The following is a 17572-nucleotide window of genomic DNA, read 5'->3' on the forward strand; positions in this document are numbered from 1 at the left end:
ATTCCGTGAGGTGAAATGTGAACTCAGCCGATATTCGAGAAGGTTATCTCCGGTTTTTCGAGGGATACGACCACCTGAGACTCCCCAGCGCTCCCTTGCTTTCGCCTGACCCGACCCTGCTCTTTACCGCAGCCGGCATGGTCCCGCTGAAGCAGTACTATCTGGGGGAGGTCACTCCTCCCAGCCTGCGCATGACGTCGGACCAGAAATGCATCCGTACGAACGACATCGAGCGGGTCGGCCGGACGGCGCGCCACCATACCTTCTTCGAGATGCTGGGCAACTTCTCCATCGGCAACTACTTCAAGGACGAGGCCATCGCGATGGCGTATGAGTTCTCGACCAAGGTCCTCGGCCTGTCGGCCGACCGCATCTGGGTAACTATATATGAGGAAGACCTCCAGACCGCAGATATCTGGCAGAAGGTCGGCATCCCGCGCGAGCGGATCGTGCCGATGGGCGCTGACGACAATTTCTGGACCATGGGCCCCGTCGGCCCGTGCGGCCCCTGCAGCGAGCTGTACATCGACCGTGGCGTGCGTCACCCGGGCGACGAGAACCAGCAGATGGGCGATGAGGGGGACCGGTTCCTCGAGTACTGGAACCTGGTGTTTACGCAGTTCGACCGGCAGCCCGATGGCTCGTTGAAGCCGCTTGCCCGCAAGAACATCGACACCGGACTGGGCCTCGAGCGCATGACGAGCATCATGGAGGAGACCGACACCGACTTTGAGACGGACGGGTTCCGGCCCATCATCCAGACCGTGGCAGACTTGTCACACCAGGAATATGGGACGGATCCGCGGGTGACGGCCCGCATGAAGACCATCGCCGACCACGTGCGCGCCTGCACGTTCCTCATGGCCGAGAACCTCCTGCCCAGCAATGAGAAGCAGGGCTATGTCCTGCGCCGCCTCCTGCGTCGTTCTCAGGCGCTGGGTCGGATGATCGGCATCGAAGGCGCCTTCATGGGCAAGGTCGCGGACACGGTGATCGACGTCATGAAGGGTCCGTTCCCCGAGCTGGTCGCTGAAGGTGAGCGCATCAAGGGCGACATGGAGATCGAGGAGCAGCGGTTTGACCACACGCTCCGGGAGGGACTGGTCGAGTTCACCAAGGCGGTCGACGCGGTGCGCCAGGACGGGAGCGACACCTTGCCCGGTAAGACTGCGTTCTACCTGCACGACACGATGGGCTTCCCGGTCGAACTGACGGCTGACCTCCTGCGGGACGCCGGACTCAACCTGGACCGCGAAGGCTTCGACGCCCTGCTGAACGACCAGCGCCATGGCGGCAGCGAGTCGTCGGGTGTCGAAGAGGCAAGCCGTGAACGGACCGGGTACGTCAAGCTGAGAGGAACGGTCGGCAGTTCGCATTTCGTCGGCTATGAAACGCTGTCGGCCGAGGCTGTGGTCACGGGCCTCCTGAAGGACGGCGAAGCCGCCAGCAGTGCCAAGGTGGGCGATCATATCGGGCTCATCCTTTCGTCGACCCCGTTCTACGGCGAGAAGGGCGGCCAGGTCGGCGACACAGGTTTCATCACGACGCCGGGTGCGCGCTTCGAGGTCATGGACACCAGGACGCCCGTGGAAGGGTTGATCATCCACGAAGGCATCCTGGTCGAAGGCGCCATCGCCGCGGGAGACACCGCGCGCGCCGAAGTGGACCCGGAGCGGCGGAAGGCGATCGCACGGGCTCATACGGCGACCCACCTCCTTCAGGCCGCCCTGCGGTCCATCGACGCGACCGTCCAGCAGAAGGGTTCCAAGGTCATGCCCGACGAGTTCCATTTCGACTTCAGTTTCCGCGGCAGCCTCGGCGCGGACGACCGCAAAGCCCTGGAAGAGAAGGTGCTGGGGTTCATCACGTCCAACGCTGCGGTGCGGACCGACGTCATGCCCATCGAGGAAGCGCGCAAAACGGGCGCGTTGGCGTTCTTTGGCGAGAAGTACGGCGCGGCTGTGCGCGTGGTTGCCGTCGACGGCATCTCGAAGGAGCTGTGTGGCGGCACGCACGTCACCGCGACGGGCGATATCGGCTTCCTGCACATCCGTTTCATCCGCAGCATCGGGACGGACACCAAGCGCATCGAGGCTTCCGTCGGGATGGGCGCCCTTCGTGAGTTCTGGGCGTACCAGGAGGGGATGGAGCAGGCCGCAGGGACACTGGGCTGTGGACCTGTTCCGGCAGAGGTGACGCGCGCGGTGGAAGACCTCACGGGCGTTGTCAAGGAACGCGACCGCCGCATCGAAGGGCTCATCGCCGCTGCGACCGACCGCCGTGTGCGCGACCTGATCGCCCAGCCGGCGACCATCAAGGGCCAGCCGGTCGTCGTGGCCACGTTCGAAGGTCTGACAGCCGAAGCCCTGCGCAGTGCGGGCGACATGGCCGAGCAGCAGCTGGGGGACGGCGTATTCATCGGCATGCTCTCCGGCGGAGACGGCTTCACCGTCATCAAGGTGTTCGGCACGGCCGGCGCGACGTTCTCGGCACGCGGCATCTTCAAGGCCTTGACCGACAAGTACGGTGGCAAGGGTGGTGGCAACGACCGCATGTGCCAGGGCCGTATCGCAGGCCTGCCGACCGCAGAGGAACTGGAGGCACTGCTTGGCTGACGGTCCATCCGGCACGAAGGTCATGCTCTGTGTTGACGTCGGCGGGCGCCACATCGGCCTTGCCCGGACGGTAGGGGATGTGGGGACGGCCTTCCCTGCCGGCTCGATCGACATGGGGCTGCCGGCCGCAACGGCACGGATCGTGGTGGACCGTGTCGTGCTTGAGGGTGCGGGTTGTCTGGTCGTCGGCTTGCCGCTTGGGCTGGACGGAACGGACTCCATGCAGACGCGCAAGGTACGGCGGTTCGTGGGTTTCATCCGCAAGGAGCTGGCTGCAAGGAGTCTCAACAAGGAGGTGCGCGTCGAGCTGGTGGACGAGCGCCTGTCGTCGGTGGCCGTCGGACGGGCCGCGGCGAGCGAGGGGCTGTCGGGTTCCGCAGGCCGTGCCGGCAAGGATCAATGGGAGGCGGTCTATATCCTGCAGGGCTATCTCGACCGCACTGCACCGGAGCCGGGCGAAGGCGGCTGACATGGACGAAGGCACGCAGAACACGCCTGAGGTCACAGAGCCCACCACCAGTCCAGTGCCGCGTGGCGTACCGGTGAGGGCCGCGCGCGTCGTCGGCGTCCTGCTGATTACCGCCATCATCGCCGGTGCGGTCGGCTGGGTGCGATTCACGCGCATTGTGCCGGTAGAAGGGCCAGACGCGTATGTCGACGTCCACCCCGGGGACAGCGTGACCGCGGTGAGCGAGCGGGTCTTTGCACTCGGCATGACGTCCGGCCCCCAGGCTCTGCGCTGGTACTGGCGGCTGAGACGCGGCGGCTCACTGCGCGAGGGGCGCTATGTGCTCAAGGGTCTTGGTGACATGGAAGCGTTGTACCAGCAGGTTGCGTCGGGTTCGCCTCTCACGGCGCGCGTGACGTTCCCCGAGGGCTACACGGTCCATCAGATGGCCGCGCGCCTCCAGGAACAGGCCGGCATCACGGCTGATGAGTTTCTGAAAGCCGCCAGAGACGGCCAGGGCACGCTCCTTGAGGGGCACCTGTTCCCCGATACGTACGAATTCCTGTATGCGGGTGACGCCACAGAGGTTGTCGCGCGTATGCTCGGCAGGTTCGCCGACATGGTCCCTTCGGACTGGGGAGCTCAGGCGGCGAAGCGTGGCCTGACGGGGGGAGAGCTGGTCACCGTCGCCTCCATCGTCGAGCGGGAAGCCAGGTATGACGCGGACCGCCCGCTGGTCGCCAGCGTCATCTTCAACCGTCTGGCGGACAAGATGCTGCTCCAGATGGATGCCACGCTCGGGTATGTCCTTCCCAGCCACGACGGCTTCTACTCGTATGAAGAGCTGAAGGACAACTCGCCCTACAACACGTATGTTCACCCTGGCCTGCCGCCGACTCCCATCTGCAATCCGGGCCTGGCGTCGCTGAATGCTGCGGCGCATGCCCCGGCAAGCACCTACTACTACTTCCTGGCCAAGCCTGACGGTCACTGTGTCTTCGCGCGAACCTTCGCCGAACACGCCCGCAATATGCGATTGTATCTCCCTGGAGGCAATTGACATGACACGTCCCATTCTTGTCGGCATCGCCGGCGGTTCCGGCTCGGGCAAGACCACCGTCGCCGAGAAAATCATGCATGAAACCGCTCAGCCGGTGGTCTTCCTCAAGCAGGATTCGTACTACAGGAACTTCGACGGCATGTCCATCGAGGAGAAGCGCGGCATCAACTACGACCACCCCAGCGCCTATGACGATGACCTGCTGATCGACCATCTTCAGCGTCTGACCCATGGCGAGGCGGTCGACGTGCCCGTGTACAGCTACGCCCGCTATGAGCGCGAGTCCTGGACCGACCACGTCGAGCCTCAGCCCGTCATCATCCTCGAGGGGATCCTGGTGCTGGAGAACGCGGCCCTGCGCGACCTGCTGGACATCAAGCTCTACGTCGACACGGACGCGGACGTCCGGTTCATCCGCCGCCTCCTCCGGGACACCCGCGAGCGGGGCCGCACGGTTGAGTCGGTGGTGACGCAGTACATGGACGTCGTCCGGCCGATGCACCTCCAGTTCGTGGAACCGACCAAGAGGTATGCGGACCTGATTATTCCCGAAGGAGGCTTCAACCTGGTCGCCATCGATGTCATCGTGAGCAAGTTGCAACACTTCCTGAATTCCGTAGGTTGATGGAACTCGTCGCCAGGTTCCGTGTGCCGAACGGAGAAGTGTGGTTCGTTCAGGCGGTGCTGACCGACTGCGAGGGACAGGCGGTCGTGTCGCTTGGCGAACGGGAGGCTGACGAGAGCATCATGAGTGTGCTCTATGATGATGCCGCCGAGGGCGAGCTGGCGCCCCTGTTTGCATATTTGACAGCGGTTGGTAAGATAGTGCCAGTCCAGCAATGCGAGTGAGGATGGGGGGAGTGACGTTGGCTGATTCTGACGAGGAGCGGTTGCGTAACCAGATCGGGGAGTTCGTGGGCCGTCGCGACTATGACGCGGCCCTTCGGTTCGCCGTGCGCGAGGCCGACCATGCCTATGCGCGGCAGCGATATGCCCAGGGCCTCGACGTTCTCAACGCCCTCGTCCAGCTCCTCAAGGACCGGCAAGTCGCGTCGTGGGGAATCTACATCGGTGCCTACCAGAAGATCGTGGGCCTGGACCACCAGCTCAAGGACAAATCCGCCACCATACGCGACCTGGTCGAGCTGTCCCGCTACTGCATCAAGGACGGCGACTTCGACAAGGCGCTGGCGGCCGGCAACCAGGCCGTCGGTATCGACGCGCGCAGCACCGACGCGCTCAACCAGAAGGCGCGTGCACTGGCGTACCGTCGTGACTATGTTCAGGCCTTCAAGGTGCTGGACCAGAGCCTGGAGATCAGCCCCCAGAATCCTCGCACGCTGTACTTGAAGGCCAGCATTCTGGCCAACAACGGCAAGTTCGCCGACGCGCTCGCCGTGTATGAGCAGCTGCGCATGTCCGATCCCTCCTATCCGGGGCTTGGCAAGGCCATTGCCGAGATGCGGCGTCAGATCGACTGGAAGGTCAAGGCAGTGGAGGGACCAGGCAGCGGCATGCGTGCGTCACAGCCCCCGGAAGTCGACCGCGTGCCTGCGATTGAGCGCAAGTCCAGGTCGATCGAGCCGGAAAGTCCCACGAGAACGACGCTCGAGACATTGTACGACGAGGCAGTCGTGGGTGAGTCCACGGCGGTGGCCGTTCCTGCATCAGAACCACCGATGCCGCCACAGGAGGAAGCTGCTCCGTCCTCAGCCCAGCAGGAGAAGGCCGCGTCCGCTCAGCAGACCGATGGCAAGCCCTCCCAGACGGACGTCGCGCGCGACCTTGTGCCAGGGGCGCCCCTCAGATTGAACCAACATCCTCGGGAGGACATGTCGGGCGACGTGAAGATGGCAACCATCCCCGTACCACACCAGGCATGGATGAAGCCGGAGGAGGAGTCTGAGACGTTTGGCAGACGCCCCGTGCCTTCCGAGGCCGCCGGGCTGACGGTGTTGTCCCCCGAGGAACTCAGGTTGGCTTCTCTCCGCAAGGAGCGTGAGTCTGCGACACATCCTGTCCCGTCGGGCACTGCGTCTGTTTCACGGACAGCAGTCACCGCGCCACCTTGCCCGACGCCCGGGCAGGAGGCCGAACGGCAGTTGATCGGCATTCTCAAGGACATCAGCCGGGGCACGATGGAGCGGGAGGATCTGATGCAGCGCCTTTCCGATGCGGGCAGCGTGACCATCCCGCTGTCGCTGGGAGCCCTGTATCTCAGCTTCCTGCGCAGTCCCCAGGACGCAGGGGTCATGGGTGACCTGCTGACGTGGATGGGAAGCAGTGGCTACACACGCCTTCCCCTGTTCATCGTCGAAGAGGCTGCTGCGCTGGGAGCCAGGATCGATTTCCGGGACCCGCAGATCGCTTCCATCGTCCTGTCCGCCGACGGCTCGGACATGGCTCCCGAGCTGAGAACGCGCAGGGCCGAAGTTCTGCTCGAGCGCGGCGACACCGCATCGTATGTACGGGAGGAACTGGACATGATACGCCAGGCTGCGGGGTCTGCTTCTGCCGAAGGCATCGTGCGCCAGCTTGTTCATGTCCTGGAGCATTGCCTGGCCGAGGACGCCTGTGCGCAGGAGGTCCTTGCCGCCGCCACGGAACTGAGTGTGCTGGATCAGCTGGTCGACCGCATCACCCAGGACGCGGACATGACGAAAGCGCCGGCGCTGGAGGCCGCGATCGTCGAACGGCTGGGGCGTGCGGGTGTCGATGAGTCCACATTCCTGAACAACGAAGGGCTGTTCCAGCATGTCACGCTCAGTGTGGAGAAGTCGGCCATCCTCCGGCGTATCCTGGCGAGTGCCATCAATCCGACGGTTCGGCGCAAGGTCGTCCAATCCCTGCTTGTCCTGGGCACCCCCAGTATGGCCGAGTTCACCGAACTGGTGGGGCTCATGGCCAGGGAGCACGATACGAGCAACACGGCCTATCTCATCCAGTACCTGGTGGACCACCGGCAGGAGATTACCGACGGCCGGTACCTGCTGGAGAAACTTGCCCACGTCGTCCCGACGGACTTCGAGAGCAGATACGGGCTGGGTCTGGCGGCCGAACAGCTTGGGGTTCACGATGCCGCTGCAGGGTACTTCGTTGCCGCCATCCGGGCTCATCCCGGGGATCCCGACACGGTCCAGCGCGCCCTGGGGGCTATTCTTGCATCCGGCGCATACGACCTCATCGCCGACGTGGCCTCGCTGTCGCAGTTGTCTCCCGCTGATGTCGAAGGCCTGGTGGACAAGGCAGCTGCCGAGACGCCCGGCATCACCGCCGAGTCTAGCGACCAGCGCCTGGTGTCCGCATGGGCCGCATTTGCGGGCGGTCGCTACGAAGAGACGGTCGCGATGAGTTCCGGCACCGTGAGAGGGGGAGGAGACCCACGATTCTACCTCCCCCTGGCCCTTGCGTTCGTTCACCTGGGATTGCCCGAATTGGCGACCCGGGAGCTGGATCACGCCGCGCACCTGCCGAACGTCACGGACGAGGCCAGGCTGGTTCTCAGGTATCATGCCGCCGTGGTCCACCTGGGACAGGGCAACAGCCAGGAGGCGGCACAGCTGTTCCAGGAGGTGGGCGAGTCCTCGCCCGGCTTCCGTGACACTGAAGAACTGCTCAGCAGGTGTGGGAGCCAAGGCTCCAAGATCGCGAAACCGTAGAGCGCGGAGGACACGTGGAAAACAGACGGTCGGTAGGCAGCATCCTGATTGCACGGGGGTATATCAACGAGCAGGCTCTGGACGGAGCCATCTCTGCTCAGCAGCACACCAACGAACCGCTGCTCAAGATTCTCATCGATCAGGGGTTCATCAACGATGACATCAAGGCACAGGTCCTGGCAGAACAGTGGCACATGCCATTTGTGGACGTCATGGCGGAGCAGATCGGGTCGGACGTGCTGGCGATCGTGGACCAGGAGCGTGCCAAGCGCTACGGTTTCGTCGCGTTCAAGCGCGAGGAGGGCGTCGTCAGCATTGCACTCAGCGACCCCACCAACATCGAGCTGATGGACTACCTGCTCGCCACGTACGGGCGCGAGACGAAGTTCTTCGTCGCTCCCAAGAACGCGATCTACGGCGCCATCGAGAAGTACTACACGGTCGGCAACTCCATCAAGGAGGCCAGCTCGGAGGCGAAGACCGAGATCATCGCGGAAAGCGGCGAAGAGGTCAGCATCGAGCAGCTGCGCGAGATGGGTCAGGACGCTCCCGTCATCCGGCTGGTCAACACCATCATCACCCAGGCCATCGTCGAGCGTGCGTCGGATATCCACGTGGAACCGCAGAAGGGCCACCTGCGCATCCGCTACCGCGTCGACGGCATCCTGCAGGAAAAGCAGAGACTGCCGCGCAACATCCAGCCCGGCGTGCTCTCGCGGTTCAAGATCATGGCCAACATGGACATCGCCGAGCGGCGCAAGCCCCAGGACGGCCGTATCTCCCTGCGCATCGACAACAAGGCCATCGACTTCCGCGTCAGTTCCCTGCCCACCATCTTCGGCGAGAAGATCGTTCTGCGTATCCTGGACAAGACCAGTGCCATGGTGCCCCTCGAGAACCTTGGATTCCTGAATGATACGCTGACCCTCTTCAACAACGTCATCAGCCAGCCGTACGGGATGATCATCATTTCGGGTCCTACTGGCGCCGGCAAGACGACGACCCTGTACTCCGTGCTCAACCGTCTCAACACGGCCGGCAAGAACATCGTCACGGTGGAGGATCCGGTCGAATACCAGATGGACGGCATCAACCAGGTGCAGGTCAACGTCAAGGCCGACATGACCTTTGCCAACGGCCTGCGCAGTATCCTGCGTCAGGACCCGAACATCGTGCTCATCGGCGAGATCCGTGATGGCGAGACGGCGCAGATCGCCATCGAGGCCGCCCTGACCGGGCACCTCGTCCTGTCGACCCTGCACACCAACGATGCGCCCTCGGTCGCCACGCGACTGATCGACATGGGCATCGAGCCATTCCTCATCGCGTCGTCGCTCATCGGGGCTACGGCCCAGCGCCTGGCGCGCAAGATCTGCCCCGAGTGCAAGGAGCCCTATGTCCCGCCGGCCTCGGCCCTTGAGGGTCTGGGCCTCAGCACACGGGGCAAGCTGGAAGACGTCACGTTCTACAAGGGTGTCGGCTGTCCGAAATGCGGTGGTTCAGGCTACCGTGGACGTACCGGCATTCATGAGATGATGAAGGTGGACGACGAGCTGCGCCGCCTCATCCTTCACAAGGCCAGCGCGCGCGACATCTCTCAGGCCGCACGCAGCCATGGAATGCGCACTCTGCTCGAGGATGCCCTGGTCAAGGCCAGGGAAGGCATCATCACCCTCGAGGAGGTCCTGCGCGTGGTATCTACCGTCGAATCGGACTGAAGGAGCCGTAATGATTGCCGAGACAGAGGTACATCGCATTGATCTTTCGACGATTCTGAAAGTCGCCACGGAAAAGAATGCCACCGACATCCATCTCCAGGTCGGTCTGCCCCCCATCCTGCGTATCCAGAAGAAGCTGGTGGCTCTCGGCAGCGAGAAACTCTCGCCCGAGCGTGTCGAGGAACTCATGTTCCCCATCATGAACGACCACCAGAAGGTGCTGTTCAAGCAGAGTATGGAGTACGACTTCAGCTATGGCGTCAAGGGGCTGGCGCGCTTCCGCATCAATGTGTTCCGTCAGCGCGAAACGATGGCGGCGGCCTTGCGCAAGATCCCCTACGAGATCCCCGGCATGGACACGCTGGGTCTGCCCCCAGCGACGTTCACGTTCCCAAAGCTCAACCGCGGGTTCGTCCTCGTGACCGGGCCGACCGGCCATGGCAAGTCCACGACCCTGGCCTCGGTCATCGACCGCATCAACCAGGAACGGCAGATGCACATTGTGACACTCGAGGACCCCATCGAGTACCTGTTCCAGCACAAGCAGAGCATCGTGGTCCAGCGCGAGCTGGGCACGGATACGCAGAGCTTCGCAAACGCCCTGCGCAGCGTCCTGCGCGAGGACCCGGACGTGATCCTGGTCGGTGAGATGCGCGACTTCGAGACCATCGGAGCCGCCCTGACCGCAGCGGAGACCGGGCACCTGGTGTTTGCGACACTGCACACCAACAGTGCGGCGCAGACCATCGACCGCATCGTGGACGTGTTCCCGCCGTACCAGCAGCAGCAGGTCAAGGTCCAGCTCGCCAACGTCCTGTCGGCGGTCATGACCCAGCAGCTCATGGTGCGCAAGAACGGCGACGGCCTGGTGCTCGCGTGCGAGGTGATGCTGGCGACTTCCGCCATCAAGAACCTTATCCGCGAGGGCAAGACCTACCAGATCCAGTCGGTCCTGCAGACCAGCACCGCGATGGGCATGATGACCATGGACCAGTCGCTCAAGGCCCTGTACGAGCGTGGTGTCATCAGCTACGAGGATGCGATAGACCACGCGTACGACCCCAAGGAACTCCAGCGCCTGCTGGGACGCACCTGAATACACTGAGAGGAGGCACCTATGGCAACCTTCACGTACGTTGCGGCTGACCGGTCAGGCAGCACCCAGCGCGGTACCATCAGCGCGGCGAATACGCATGAAGCCGCCGAGCTCATCCGCGGCAAGGGCCTTGTCCCGGTGAACATCAACGCCGCCAGGAGCGCGGGCGGCGCTCTTGCCGTGCGCAGTTCCGGCCCTTCTGGCGAGGCAAAGCAGGGCAGGCTCGCCTCCGGTGGAGGCATCGCCGCCAAGGACCTGGCCATCTTCACCTCTCAGCTGGGCACCATGCTCAACGCGGGTCTGTCCATCACGAAGACGCTGGACATCCAGAGCAAACAGCTGAACAGCAAGAAGCTGCGCATGATCACGGATGACCTGAAGAAGAAGGTCGAGTCCGGCCTTCCCCTGTCGAATGCCATGGACAACTACACCGGAGTCTTCAGCACCCTGTACACCGCTATGGTCCGGTCGGGCGAGGCGTCAGGCAACCTGGGCAACAGCCTGCTCAAGATGGCTACGTTCCTGGAGCGCGAGGCGGAGCTCAAGCGCAAGATCAAGAGTGCGACCAACTACCCGATGATCGTCATCATCGCCAGCACTGCCATCGTCCTCGGCCTCTTCATCTTTGTCCTGCCGCAGTTTGTCGGCTTCCTGACAGCACTGAACGTGCCCCTGCCCCTGCCGACACGCATGACGCTCGCGATGAGCGACTATCTGGTGCACCGGTGGTATGTCCTCCTTGTCGTCGTCGGGGTCATCTTCTTCGGTGCCCGCGCGTGGTTCCGCACGCCTCGTGGCATCCACTGGAAGGACAGCACGGCGCTCAAGGCGCCCGTCATCGGCCCCCTGGTGCTCAAGACCTCCATGGCGCGCTTCACCGACACGCTGGCGACCCTGTTCGGGGCCGGCGTCCCGCTCATCGCATGCCTTGAGATGGTGGGCGGCACGATGGGCAATACCGTCGTTGCGGCGACCATCGACCGGGTCATCGATTCCATCAAGGGTGGCGCCGCGCTCAGCGCAGCCATGGCCGAGACGCAGTTCTTCACTCCCATGGTCATCCAGATGACGGCAGTTGGTGAGGAGTCGGGTTCCCTTGAGACCATGCTGGGGAAAGTCGCCACGTTCTACCAGACCGAGGTCGACGCGGCGGCGGACAACTTGACCAACTCCCTCAACCCTATCCTGATGATCGTCGTGGGCGGCATGATCGGCTGGGTCCTCGTCTCCCTGTACCTGCCCATCTTCACGATGGCGGGGGGCATCTCCTGACACGAAGAGAGGAAGCTGTGAAGCGCAAGGGGTTCACGTTGCTTGACCTGATTGTGGCGATTGCCATCATCATCATCCTGGCGGCGATCGCGATACCGTCGTATCTCAAGATGATGGACAAAGCTCGCCGTTCGGCAGTCGTGGCGGAGTTCGCCAACCTCGCCACGGTACTGGAAACCTTTCACACAGACTGGGGCCACTACCCCCTGGCGGCAGCCGGCTCTCAGGCCATCGCACTGAACGACTCCGGGGTGTACCGTGAGCTCACGACTGAGGGTTCCGGCGTGGCGCTCACGAATGTGGCTGGAGCCAAGACGGTCCATGGCGATACTGCCCCCATCGTCTACATTGGAGCTGGAGCCCTGTCCAGCATGACCAATCCCTTTGTCGCCTCGTCATCCGATCCGCAGTATCGGTATGCAACAAATGAGGCCGGTACCACTTGGGTTCTCTACGTCAAGATGGGGACATCCGGGAGTGCACGGTATCTGGTGCGTACTGACCGCCAGTCAGGGATCGTCGAATCTGCGACCGAACCCACGGTGTAGTGGCAGAGCGGCGGGACGGACATTGTGGACGAATACTTGACAAAAATGGGGAACTTGTTCTACTGTCGATACAGGGTAAAGTTCCCCCGAGGATGTTAGTCTCAATCCGAGGGGCGTCCTTCCCTGCAGGAAGTGCTGAGAAGTCGGTCCCGATACAGTGGACGCCAGGGGCCGATGGAGCTGGGTGGCGTAACCGGCCTGGTCAAATGCTTGGACTTCAGGTCCAGGAGACACGCAAGAGTAAGGAGGCGACAACACACCAGTGACCAATTCGCGAAAAGCCCGCATTGGCATCATGCGAAATCGCAGTCGACAGAACAGACATAGTAACAACCTGCCACAGGCAGGCAACCTACAAAGACTTCCAAGGAGGAAGCAGTGAAGAGAAGAGGGTTTACACTGATTGAGCTGATGGTGGTCATCGCCATCATCATCATCCTTGCAGCAATCGCTATCCCCAACTACCTGAAGATGACCGAACGTGCCAAGAGGTCCCGTCTTGCCTCGGACTTCGCGACGCTGGCAACCGTTCTTGAGACGTTCAAGACTGACTGGGGCATCTATCCGATTGCAGGCACGGGGCAGGCAGTCAATGGTGCGGCTACCGTCATTCGTCGTGAACTCAGCCAGGGGGGCACGGGCACTGCTGTCACGAATATCGCTGGCCAGTACAATGCTGTGGGTGAACAGGGTCCAGTCAACTACATCAAGGATGGCACTTTGACGAGCATGATCAACCCGTTCATCCCCACGAATCCGGTCACGTATCTCTCGACCGCGACCGGTTCGACGGGCTGGGCAATTTGGGCTCAGATCGAGACATCCAAGTTCCTCTACCGTACTGACTCGATGTCCACGGTGAGCGAGGCTGCAGCAGCCCCGACGGTCCCTTAGGCCAGCTAGCAATCTGTCTTTGGGGTCAGCTGGTAAAGAGCCCCCAACGTGGTAAGTTCGTTTCTTCAGCCGGAGCCTTCGGGCTCCGGCGTAAGAGGAAGAGGTTCTGTGGCCGTGGAAAGCGCGAGCGTTTTCTCCCCGAGGATGTTTTCTCAATCCCCCCGAGGATGTTGGTTCAATCCGAGGGGCGCACTCGGAGGGACGCTTTCGAGGGCTTCAGGGCACCATGGTGGCCCGCGAGGTGCTTCACAATGTGCACTTGTCAATGCTGCAAACCTTCGTATAGTTAGAGCAGGTAAGTAAGTGGAGCACACCATGAGGAAGACAACAGAGCATCGCTCATACGTTGGATCAAGGGCAGTCCCCCGAGCATGTTTTCTCAATGCAAGGGGTGTACTCCTCTCGCTTGATGGCCCGAGTTCAGCCTCTCGCACTTCATACCGTCGCCCCGCCGAGCACGTTGGTCACATGCGAGGGGCGTCTCCCGGCTTCACCCCCCGAGGACTTTTTCACAATCCGAGGGGCTTCACTCTCGTCGAGGTCGTAGTTGCGGCGGCGATTCTGCTCATCCTCATTATTGGACTGGCAGGTATGTTCGCGCGCGGCGTGACCGGGTTCAAGCAAGCACAGCTGGTGACCATGGCGCAGAACTTGGCCGAGTTTCAGGTTGAGGACCTCAAGAACCTCGCGCCCAGCGTGCTCAACCAGCTGGTGTTTGGCAAGGATGCCGACCCGGCGGTGGGCTATCAGGACGTCAACTATCCATATCCCACGCGTGACGCGATGGCGGCAGACTATGACGCCGCCGCACGAGCTAACGATGAAGAGTTTTGGATGTATGACTCGGGAAAGCTTCAGACGGACTTCATGGTTGACGGCGTTGCTCTCATCGGCACTACGTTTGTGGCGGGGACGACGGCCATGCCGGCGATACCGACCGATACCGACGTATTGCTGGGGAGCAACATCGTCGTTGAGCGCTATGGAGTCGACCAGGTCACCGGGGATCCCCTCTATTGGGAGGACGGTGGAGAATGGTACTCATGGGATGGAGTAACGCGGACCGATCTCACTGGGGTGCCGCCCTTGGGAACCGTCTACTACTATCGCATAGTCCTCCAGAAAGAGGCCTACCCGCTATTCAGCAGGCAGGTGCGTGTGGTCCAGTATGACGTGAGCACTCCCGATGGTTCTGATGTCTGGAGCACGGCACTGGATGAGACCCTGTATCGGACCTTTCAGGGGGACGCGCGCACCAAGTTCGACTACGAGATAGTCATCTGGTACAAGCAGAACGGTGTCGACCGGGTCCTGTTTCGGTCCGGCGGGACGATTGCCGTGCCGTTTGCCATGGTCCTTGCGGACGGGAGCGTCGCATGAAACGCCATGCCGGGTTCACCCTCATCGAGGTCATGATCGTGGTGGCGGTGACCGTCATCCTGCTGGGGGCCGTGTTCGCTGTCAACTTCCGCATCACTGACTTGTGGCGCAGTGAGCGCGTGCGACAGGCGCTTCAGCAGAATTTCCGCTTCGCGGCCGACATATTGACGACGAACTTGCGGCAAGCCACGGACGTCAGTGTGCCTGCCCAGAACACCATGGGTGATGTGCTTACCTTTGACTACATTGCGACGCCGTCTCCGAGCGAGACGCGGCACCGTGTCACCTATAGGCGAGTTGTGAACGGCGAATTCTGCTATGTCCAGCGGAGTGAGGCTCCGCTGGAGTCCTACGTTGTCGTTGTGGATGGCGTATCAGTGACCAGGTGGAGGCTTCCTGCTGTGCCCGTCTGGTCGCATACTGCGGTTACCGAGGAGATATCGACACTTGCTGCGCTTCATTTCATCCAGCGCGGTTCGCGCGTGGTCACTATTCTGGTCGCACAGTATGGTTCGGGCGGAGCGGTGCAGACTGTCAGCTATGTGCTTCAGACGTCTGTCCGTACACTATATGATGGAACGTGATATCGAGAGCAGCACGATTGCTCCGGAGGGAGATACCCATGAGAGACATTCGGCAGATTAAGCGGCGTCCGGGGTTCGTTCTGGTGACCGTAACGCTGGTTGCGGCCCTGTTGTTCATCTCGGCGCTCATGTTCGTTAACCAGCTGACGACCGAGAGCCATGTGACCAAGACAGACGCCTATTTCAAGTCGGCCCTCAACATTGCTGAGACTGGCCTGAACAACACCCTCATGGATATCAGTCAGGGCGTCGGCACAGCGGCATGGGCACAGGTATTCCAGAGCGGTGGTGACACGCTGGATGCGGTTGCCAGTTCCGCAGTCCATGGTACGTATCAGGTCGACGTGGACGTTGTCGGCACGCCAGAGAGCCTTGGCAGCAACCAGTATCGGGCTGAGGTTCAGGTGATGTCGACGGGCGCTATCTACACGCCCGCCGTCACCGATATGCTTTCCAGCGACGCATACGCGGCGCGGCGGGGGGTCCGGACCGGCACGATCGCCACGTGGACATATATTCCGGCTCATACTACGACGACACCTGACGTAACCATACCTGCGGTGTATGAACCGACCACGTTTGCCATCGACTATGGCATATTCACGGGCGGGAATCTTGTCATCAAGGGTTCGTCCCAGGAGATCCACGGAGACGTCTTTGCCAATGGGAATGTTTTCATTCAGAAGTCCAGCGGTCTTGTTGCCGGCGATGCCTATGCCGCGGGCACCGTGACAGGCGGCATCCCGGCGGACGACAAGCACCCGGGGCAGACGCCCATCCCCTTCCCCGAGATTGACATCGCCATGATGCGTCAGCTGTTTGACGCGTACCTGCGCGGCATCTATCCGTACGATGGGACGGTCGTGGGCATGACGAACACGAGCTTCACGCCACTTGGTTTGATCCAACGCGCAATTTGGAACGTCGACACGCTGGTTGCGGCGGCTCGTATCGATACGGCTACCGGACTGTATGAACTACCCTCAATGGTCCCGATTACTTCAGCCGTCCGCAGCGCGCTGATCGATCCGACAGCAGTCTACTACTTTGACGGCGACGTCAAGCTGGCAAGCAACTCGGCTCTCTCTGGCACCATCGTCATCGACGGGGAGTTCTTTATCAGCGGCAACGTTGAGGTTGGGACGGCGGGCACACTGGTCAACATTATTGTCACCGGCGACGTCACCAAGGACACGGGCTGCAGCCTGATTAACGGTCTCGTCTACACCGGTGGCTCATTCACCGGGCGCGGCACTGCGGACATCAATGGCGCGCTCATCGCGCGCAATAGCGTGGACATGAGCGGCAACTTCAATTTGACGTACAATGACAGCCTGCCGCCGATCACCATCGGTGGGACACTGGTGCAGGATGAAGAGTTCATTCCAGGTACGACCGCGTACCATCCTGCCGAGTATAACCTGGACGATTTCGAACAGCCTGTTTCCGGCGACCGCATGTGGCAGGAGGTCACGAACCTCGACTGATGAGCGTGTGGGTGGACGTGAGATGAAAGCCGGACGGCGAGGGGTCACCCTCATCGAGTTGATGGTGGTCATGGCCGTGGTCATTGTATTGGCAGGCGCGTCAATCGCCTATGGTGGGACATACCTTGCGCGCCGCCAGGTGGAGGGTGTTTCCTTCCAGCTCGTGCAGGACCTGCGCGACGTCCAGTCGACGGCTGTCTTTACGCGCAGGTATGTCAAGGTGTCCTTCTTCCCCGCTGCCAACTACTATACGTTTGAGCGGTCGGCTGGCGGGGCCGTTGTGCGCCGTGACCTGACCAGCGCGGCAGGGTTCGTCAGTTTCATCACCGGCTCGGCGGCTCCCGGTGATTCGGTACACCTCACGAGTGCCGAAAAGGCCCCCCCCAAGACACAGGTTGACCTGTACTTCACGCCGGGTGGCTCAGCCTCCACCTCCGGGAGTTCCGTGGCACTTGTTGATAGTGAGGCGCGCATCTCGCTGACGTCGCGGTCAGGTGCCATCGTCGACGTTTTTGTTTCCTCGATCATCGGCCGCGTCCGGATGGCTTGGCGCTAGATAGCGCATAGCCTAGGTTTGATTGCAGGCCCAGCCATCAGGCTGGGCCTTTTGATTGCCGCTGTCGGAGCGCATCCGGATGGCGTGGGTCCGGCAGTGAGGGTTGGGCTCTTGACAGTGCGGGAGTCCTGAGTATCATTTAACTGTTCGACACGCAGAGGAGTGAAGAGTGAAGGCCATGCGCGACGAGAGAAGCGCAAGGTCTTGACTTTTTTTGCTGTCTGCCTATTATATAAGTCCGTCGTCTCACCCCCA

Annotated in this window: 14 protein-coding genes; all 14 read left to right on the forward strand. The window is 61.9% G+C overall.

Annotated elements, in window-relative coordinates; all coding sequences use genetic code 11:
• Positions 1–17: 17 nt before the first annotated feature.
• Positions 18–2615 carry an alanine--tRNA ligase gene (locus tag C0398_08095; GenBank protein ID MBA4365939.1) on the forward strand — a complete coding sequence of 866 codons (2598 nt, stop codon included), beginning with the start codon at positions 18–20 and terminating at the stop codon, positions 2613–2615.
• Positions 2608–3084 carry a Holliday junction resolvase RuvX gene (locus C0398_08100; GenBank protein MBA4365940.1) on the forward strand — a complete coding sequence of 159 codons (477 nt, stop codon included), beginning with the start codon at positions 2608–2610 and terminating at the stop codon, positions 3082–3084. Before C0398_08095 ends, C0398_08100 begins: the two co-directional genes overlap by 8 nt.
• 1 nt (position 3085) lies before the next feature.
• Positions 3086–4123 carry an endolytic transglycosylase MltG gene (locus tag C0398_08105; GenBank protein ID MBA4365941.1) on the forward strand — a complete coding sequence of 346 codons (1038 nt, stop codon included), beginning with the start codon at positions 3086–3088 and terminating at the stop codon, positions 4121–4123.
• A 1-nt stretch (position 4124) separates the two neighbouring features.
• Positions 4125–4748, forward strand: a complete 624-nt coding sequence (locus tag C0398_08110; protein MBA4365942.1) for a uridine kinase — start codon at positions 4125–4127, stop codon at positions 4746–4748.
• Positions 4748–4972, forward strand: coding sequence for a hypothetical protein (locus tag C0398_08115; protein MBA4365943.1), 225 nt, complete (start codon positions 4748–4750; stop codon positions 4970–4972). Before C0398_08110 ends, C0398_08115 begins: the two co-directional genes overlap by 1 nt.
• A complete protein-coding gene (locus C0398_08120; GenBank protein MBA4365944.1) occupies positions 4963–7782 on the forward strand; it encodes a hypothetical protein in 2820 nt (939 codons plus the stop codon). The genes C0398_08115 and C0398_08120 overlap by 10 nt, the downstream gene beginning before the upstream one ends.
• A 14-nt stretch (positions 7783–7796) precedes the next feature.
• Positions 7797–9500, forward strand: coding sequence for a type II secretion system protein GspE (locus C0398_08125; protein ID MBA4365945.1), 1704 nt, complete (start codon positions 7797–7799; stop codon positions 9498–9500).
• Positions 9501–9537: 37 nt separating this feature from the next.
• Positions 9538–10596, forward strand: a complete 1059-nt coding sequence (locus C0398_08130; protein ID MBA4365946.1) for a type IV pili twitching motility protein PilT — start codon at positions 9538–9540, stop codon at positions 10594–10596.
• Positions 10597–10617: 21 nt separating this feature from the next.
• The gene (locus tag C0398_08135; GenBank protein MBA4365947.1) at positions 10618–11868 is read left to right on the forward strand and encodes a hypothetical protein; all 1251 of its coding nucleotides are present in this window, start codon (positions 10618–10620) and stop codon (positions 11866–11868) included.
• A gap of 17 nt (positions 11869–11885) precedes the next feature.
• Positions 11886–12416: a hypothetical protein gene (locus tag C0398_08140; protein MBA4365948.1), complete on the forward strand. Its 531-nt coding sequence runs from the start codon at positions 11886–11888 to the stop codon at positions 12414–12416.
• Between the two features lie 378 nt (positions 12417–12794).
• A complete protein-coding gene (locus C0398_08145; protein MBA4365949.1) occupies positions 12795–13310 on the forward strand; it encodes a hypothetical protein in 516 nt (171 codons plus the stop codon).
• 315 nt (positions 13311–13625) lie between these two features.
• Positions 13626–14690, forward strand: coding sequence for a hypothetical protein (locus C0398_08150; GenBank protein ID MBA4365950.1), 1065 nt, complete (start codon positions 13626–13628; stop codon positions 14688–14690).
• On the forward strand, positions 14687–15274 hold the full coding sequence (locus C0398_08155; GenBank protein ID MBA4365951.1) for a hypothetical protein: 588 nt from the start codon (positions 14687–14689) through the stop codon (positions 15272–15274). The genes C0398_08150 and C0398_08155 overlap by 4 nt, the downstream gene beginning before the upstream one ends.
• Before the next feature lie 1326 nt (positions 15275–16600).
• Positions 16601–17317, forward strand: a complete 717-nt coding sequence (locus tag C0398_08160; protein ID MBA4365952.1) for a hypothetical protein — start codon at positions 16601–16603, stop codon at positions 17315–17317.
• Positions 17318–17572: the final 255 nt, after the last annotated feature.

This window comes from Coprothermobacter sp. (assembly GCA_013824685.1).
In the GTDB taxonomy this organism is placed as follows: domain Bacteria; phylum Caldisericota; class Caldisericia; order Cryosericales; family Cryosericaceae; genus Cryosericum.

Bases quoted from the DNA above. Each gene is read 5' to 3' on its own strand.
- C0398_08105 (MBA4365941.1), top strand. From the start codon at position 3,086: ATGGACGAAGGCACGCAGAACACGCCTGAGGTCACAGAGCCCACCACC.
- C0398_08110 (MBA4365942.1), top strand. From the start codon at position 4,125: ATGACACGTCCCATTCTTGTCGGCATCGCCGGCGGTTCCGGCTCGGGC.
- C0398_08115 (MBA4365943.1), top strand. From the start codon at position 4,748: ATGGAACTCGTCGCCAGGTTCCGTGTGCCGAACGGAGAAGTGTGGTTC.
- C0398_08120 (MBA4365944.1), top strand. From the start codon at position 4,963: ATGCGAGTGAGGATGGGGGGAGTGACGTTGGCTGATTCTGACGAGGAG.
- C0398_08135 (MBA4365947.1), top strand. From the start codon at position 10,618: ATGGCAACCTTCACGTACGTTGCGGCTGACCGGTCAGGCAGCACCCAG.
- C0398_08150 (MBA4365950.1), top strand. From the start codon at position 13,626: ATGAGGAAGACAACAGAGCATCGCTCATACGTTGGATCAAGGGCAGTC.
- C0398_08155 (MBA4365951.1), top strand. From the start codon at position 14,687: ATGAAACGCCATGCCGGGTTCACCCTCATCGAGGTCATGATCGTGGTG.
- C0398_08160 (MBA4365952.1), top strand. From the start codon at position 16,601: ATGACAGCCTGCCGCCGATCACCATCGGTGGGACACTGGTGCAGGATG.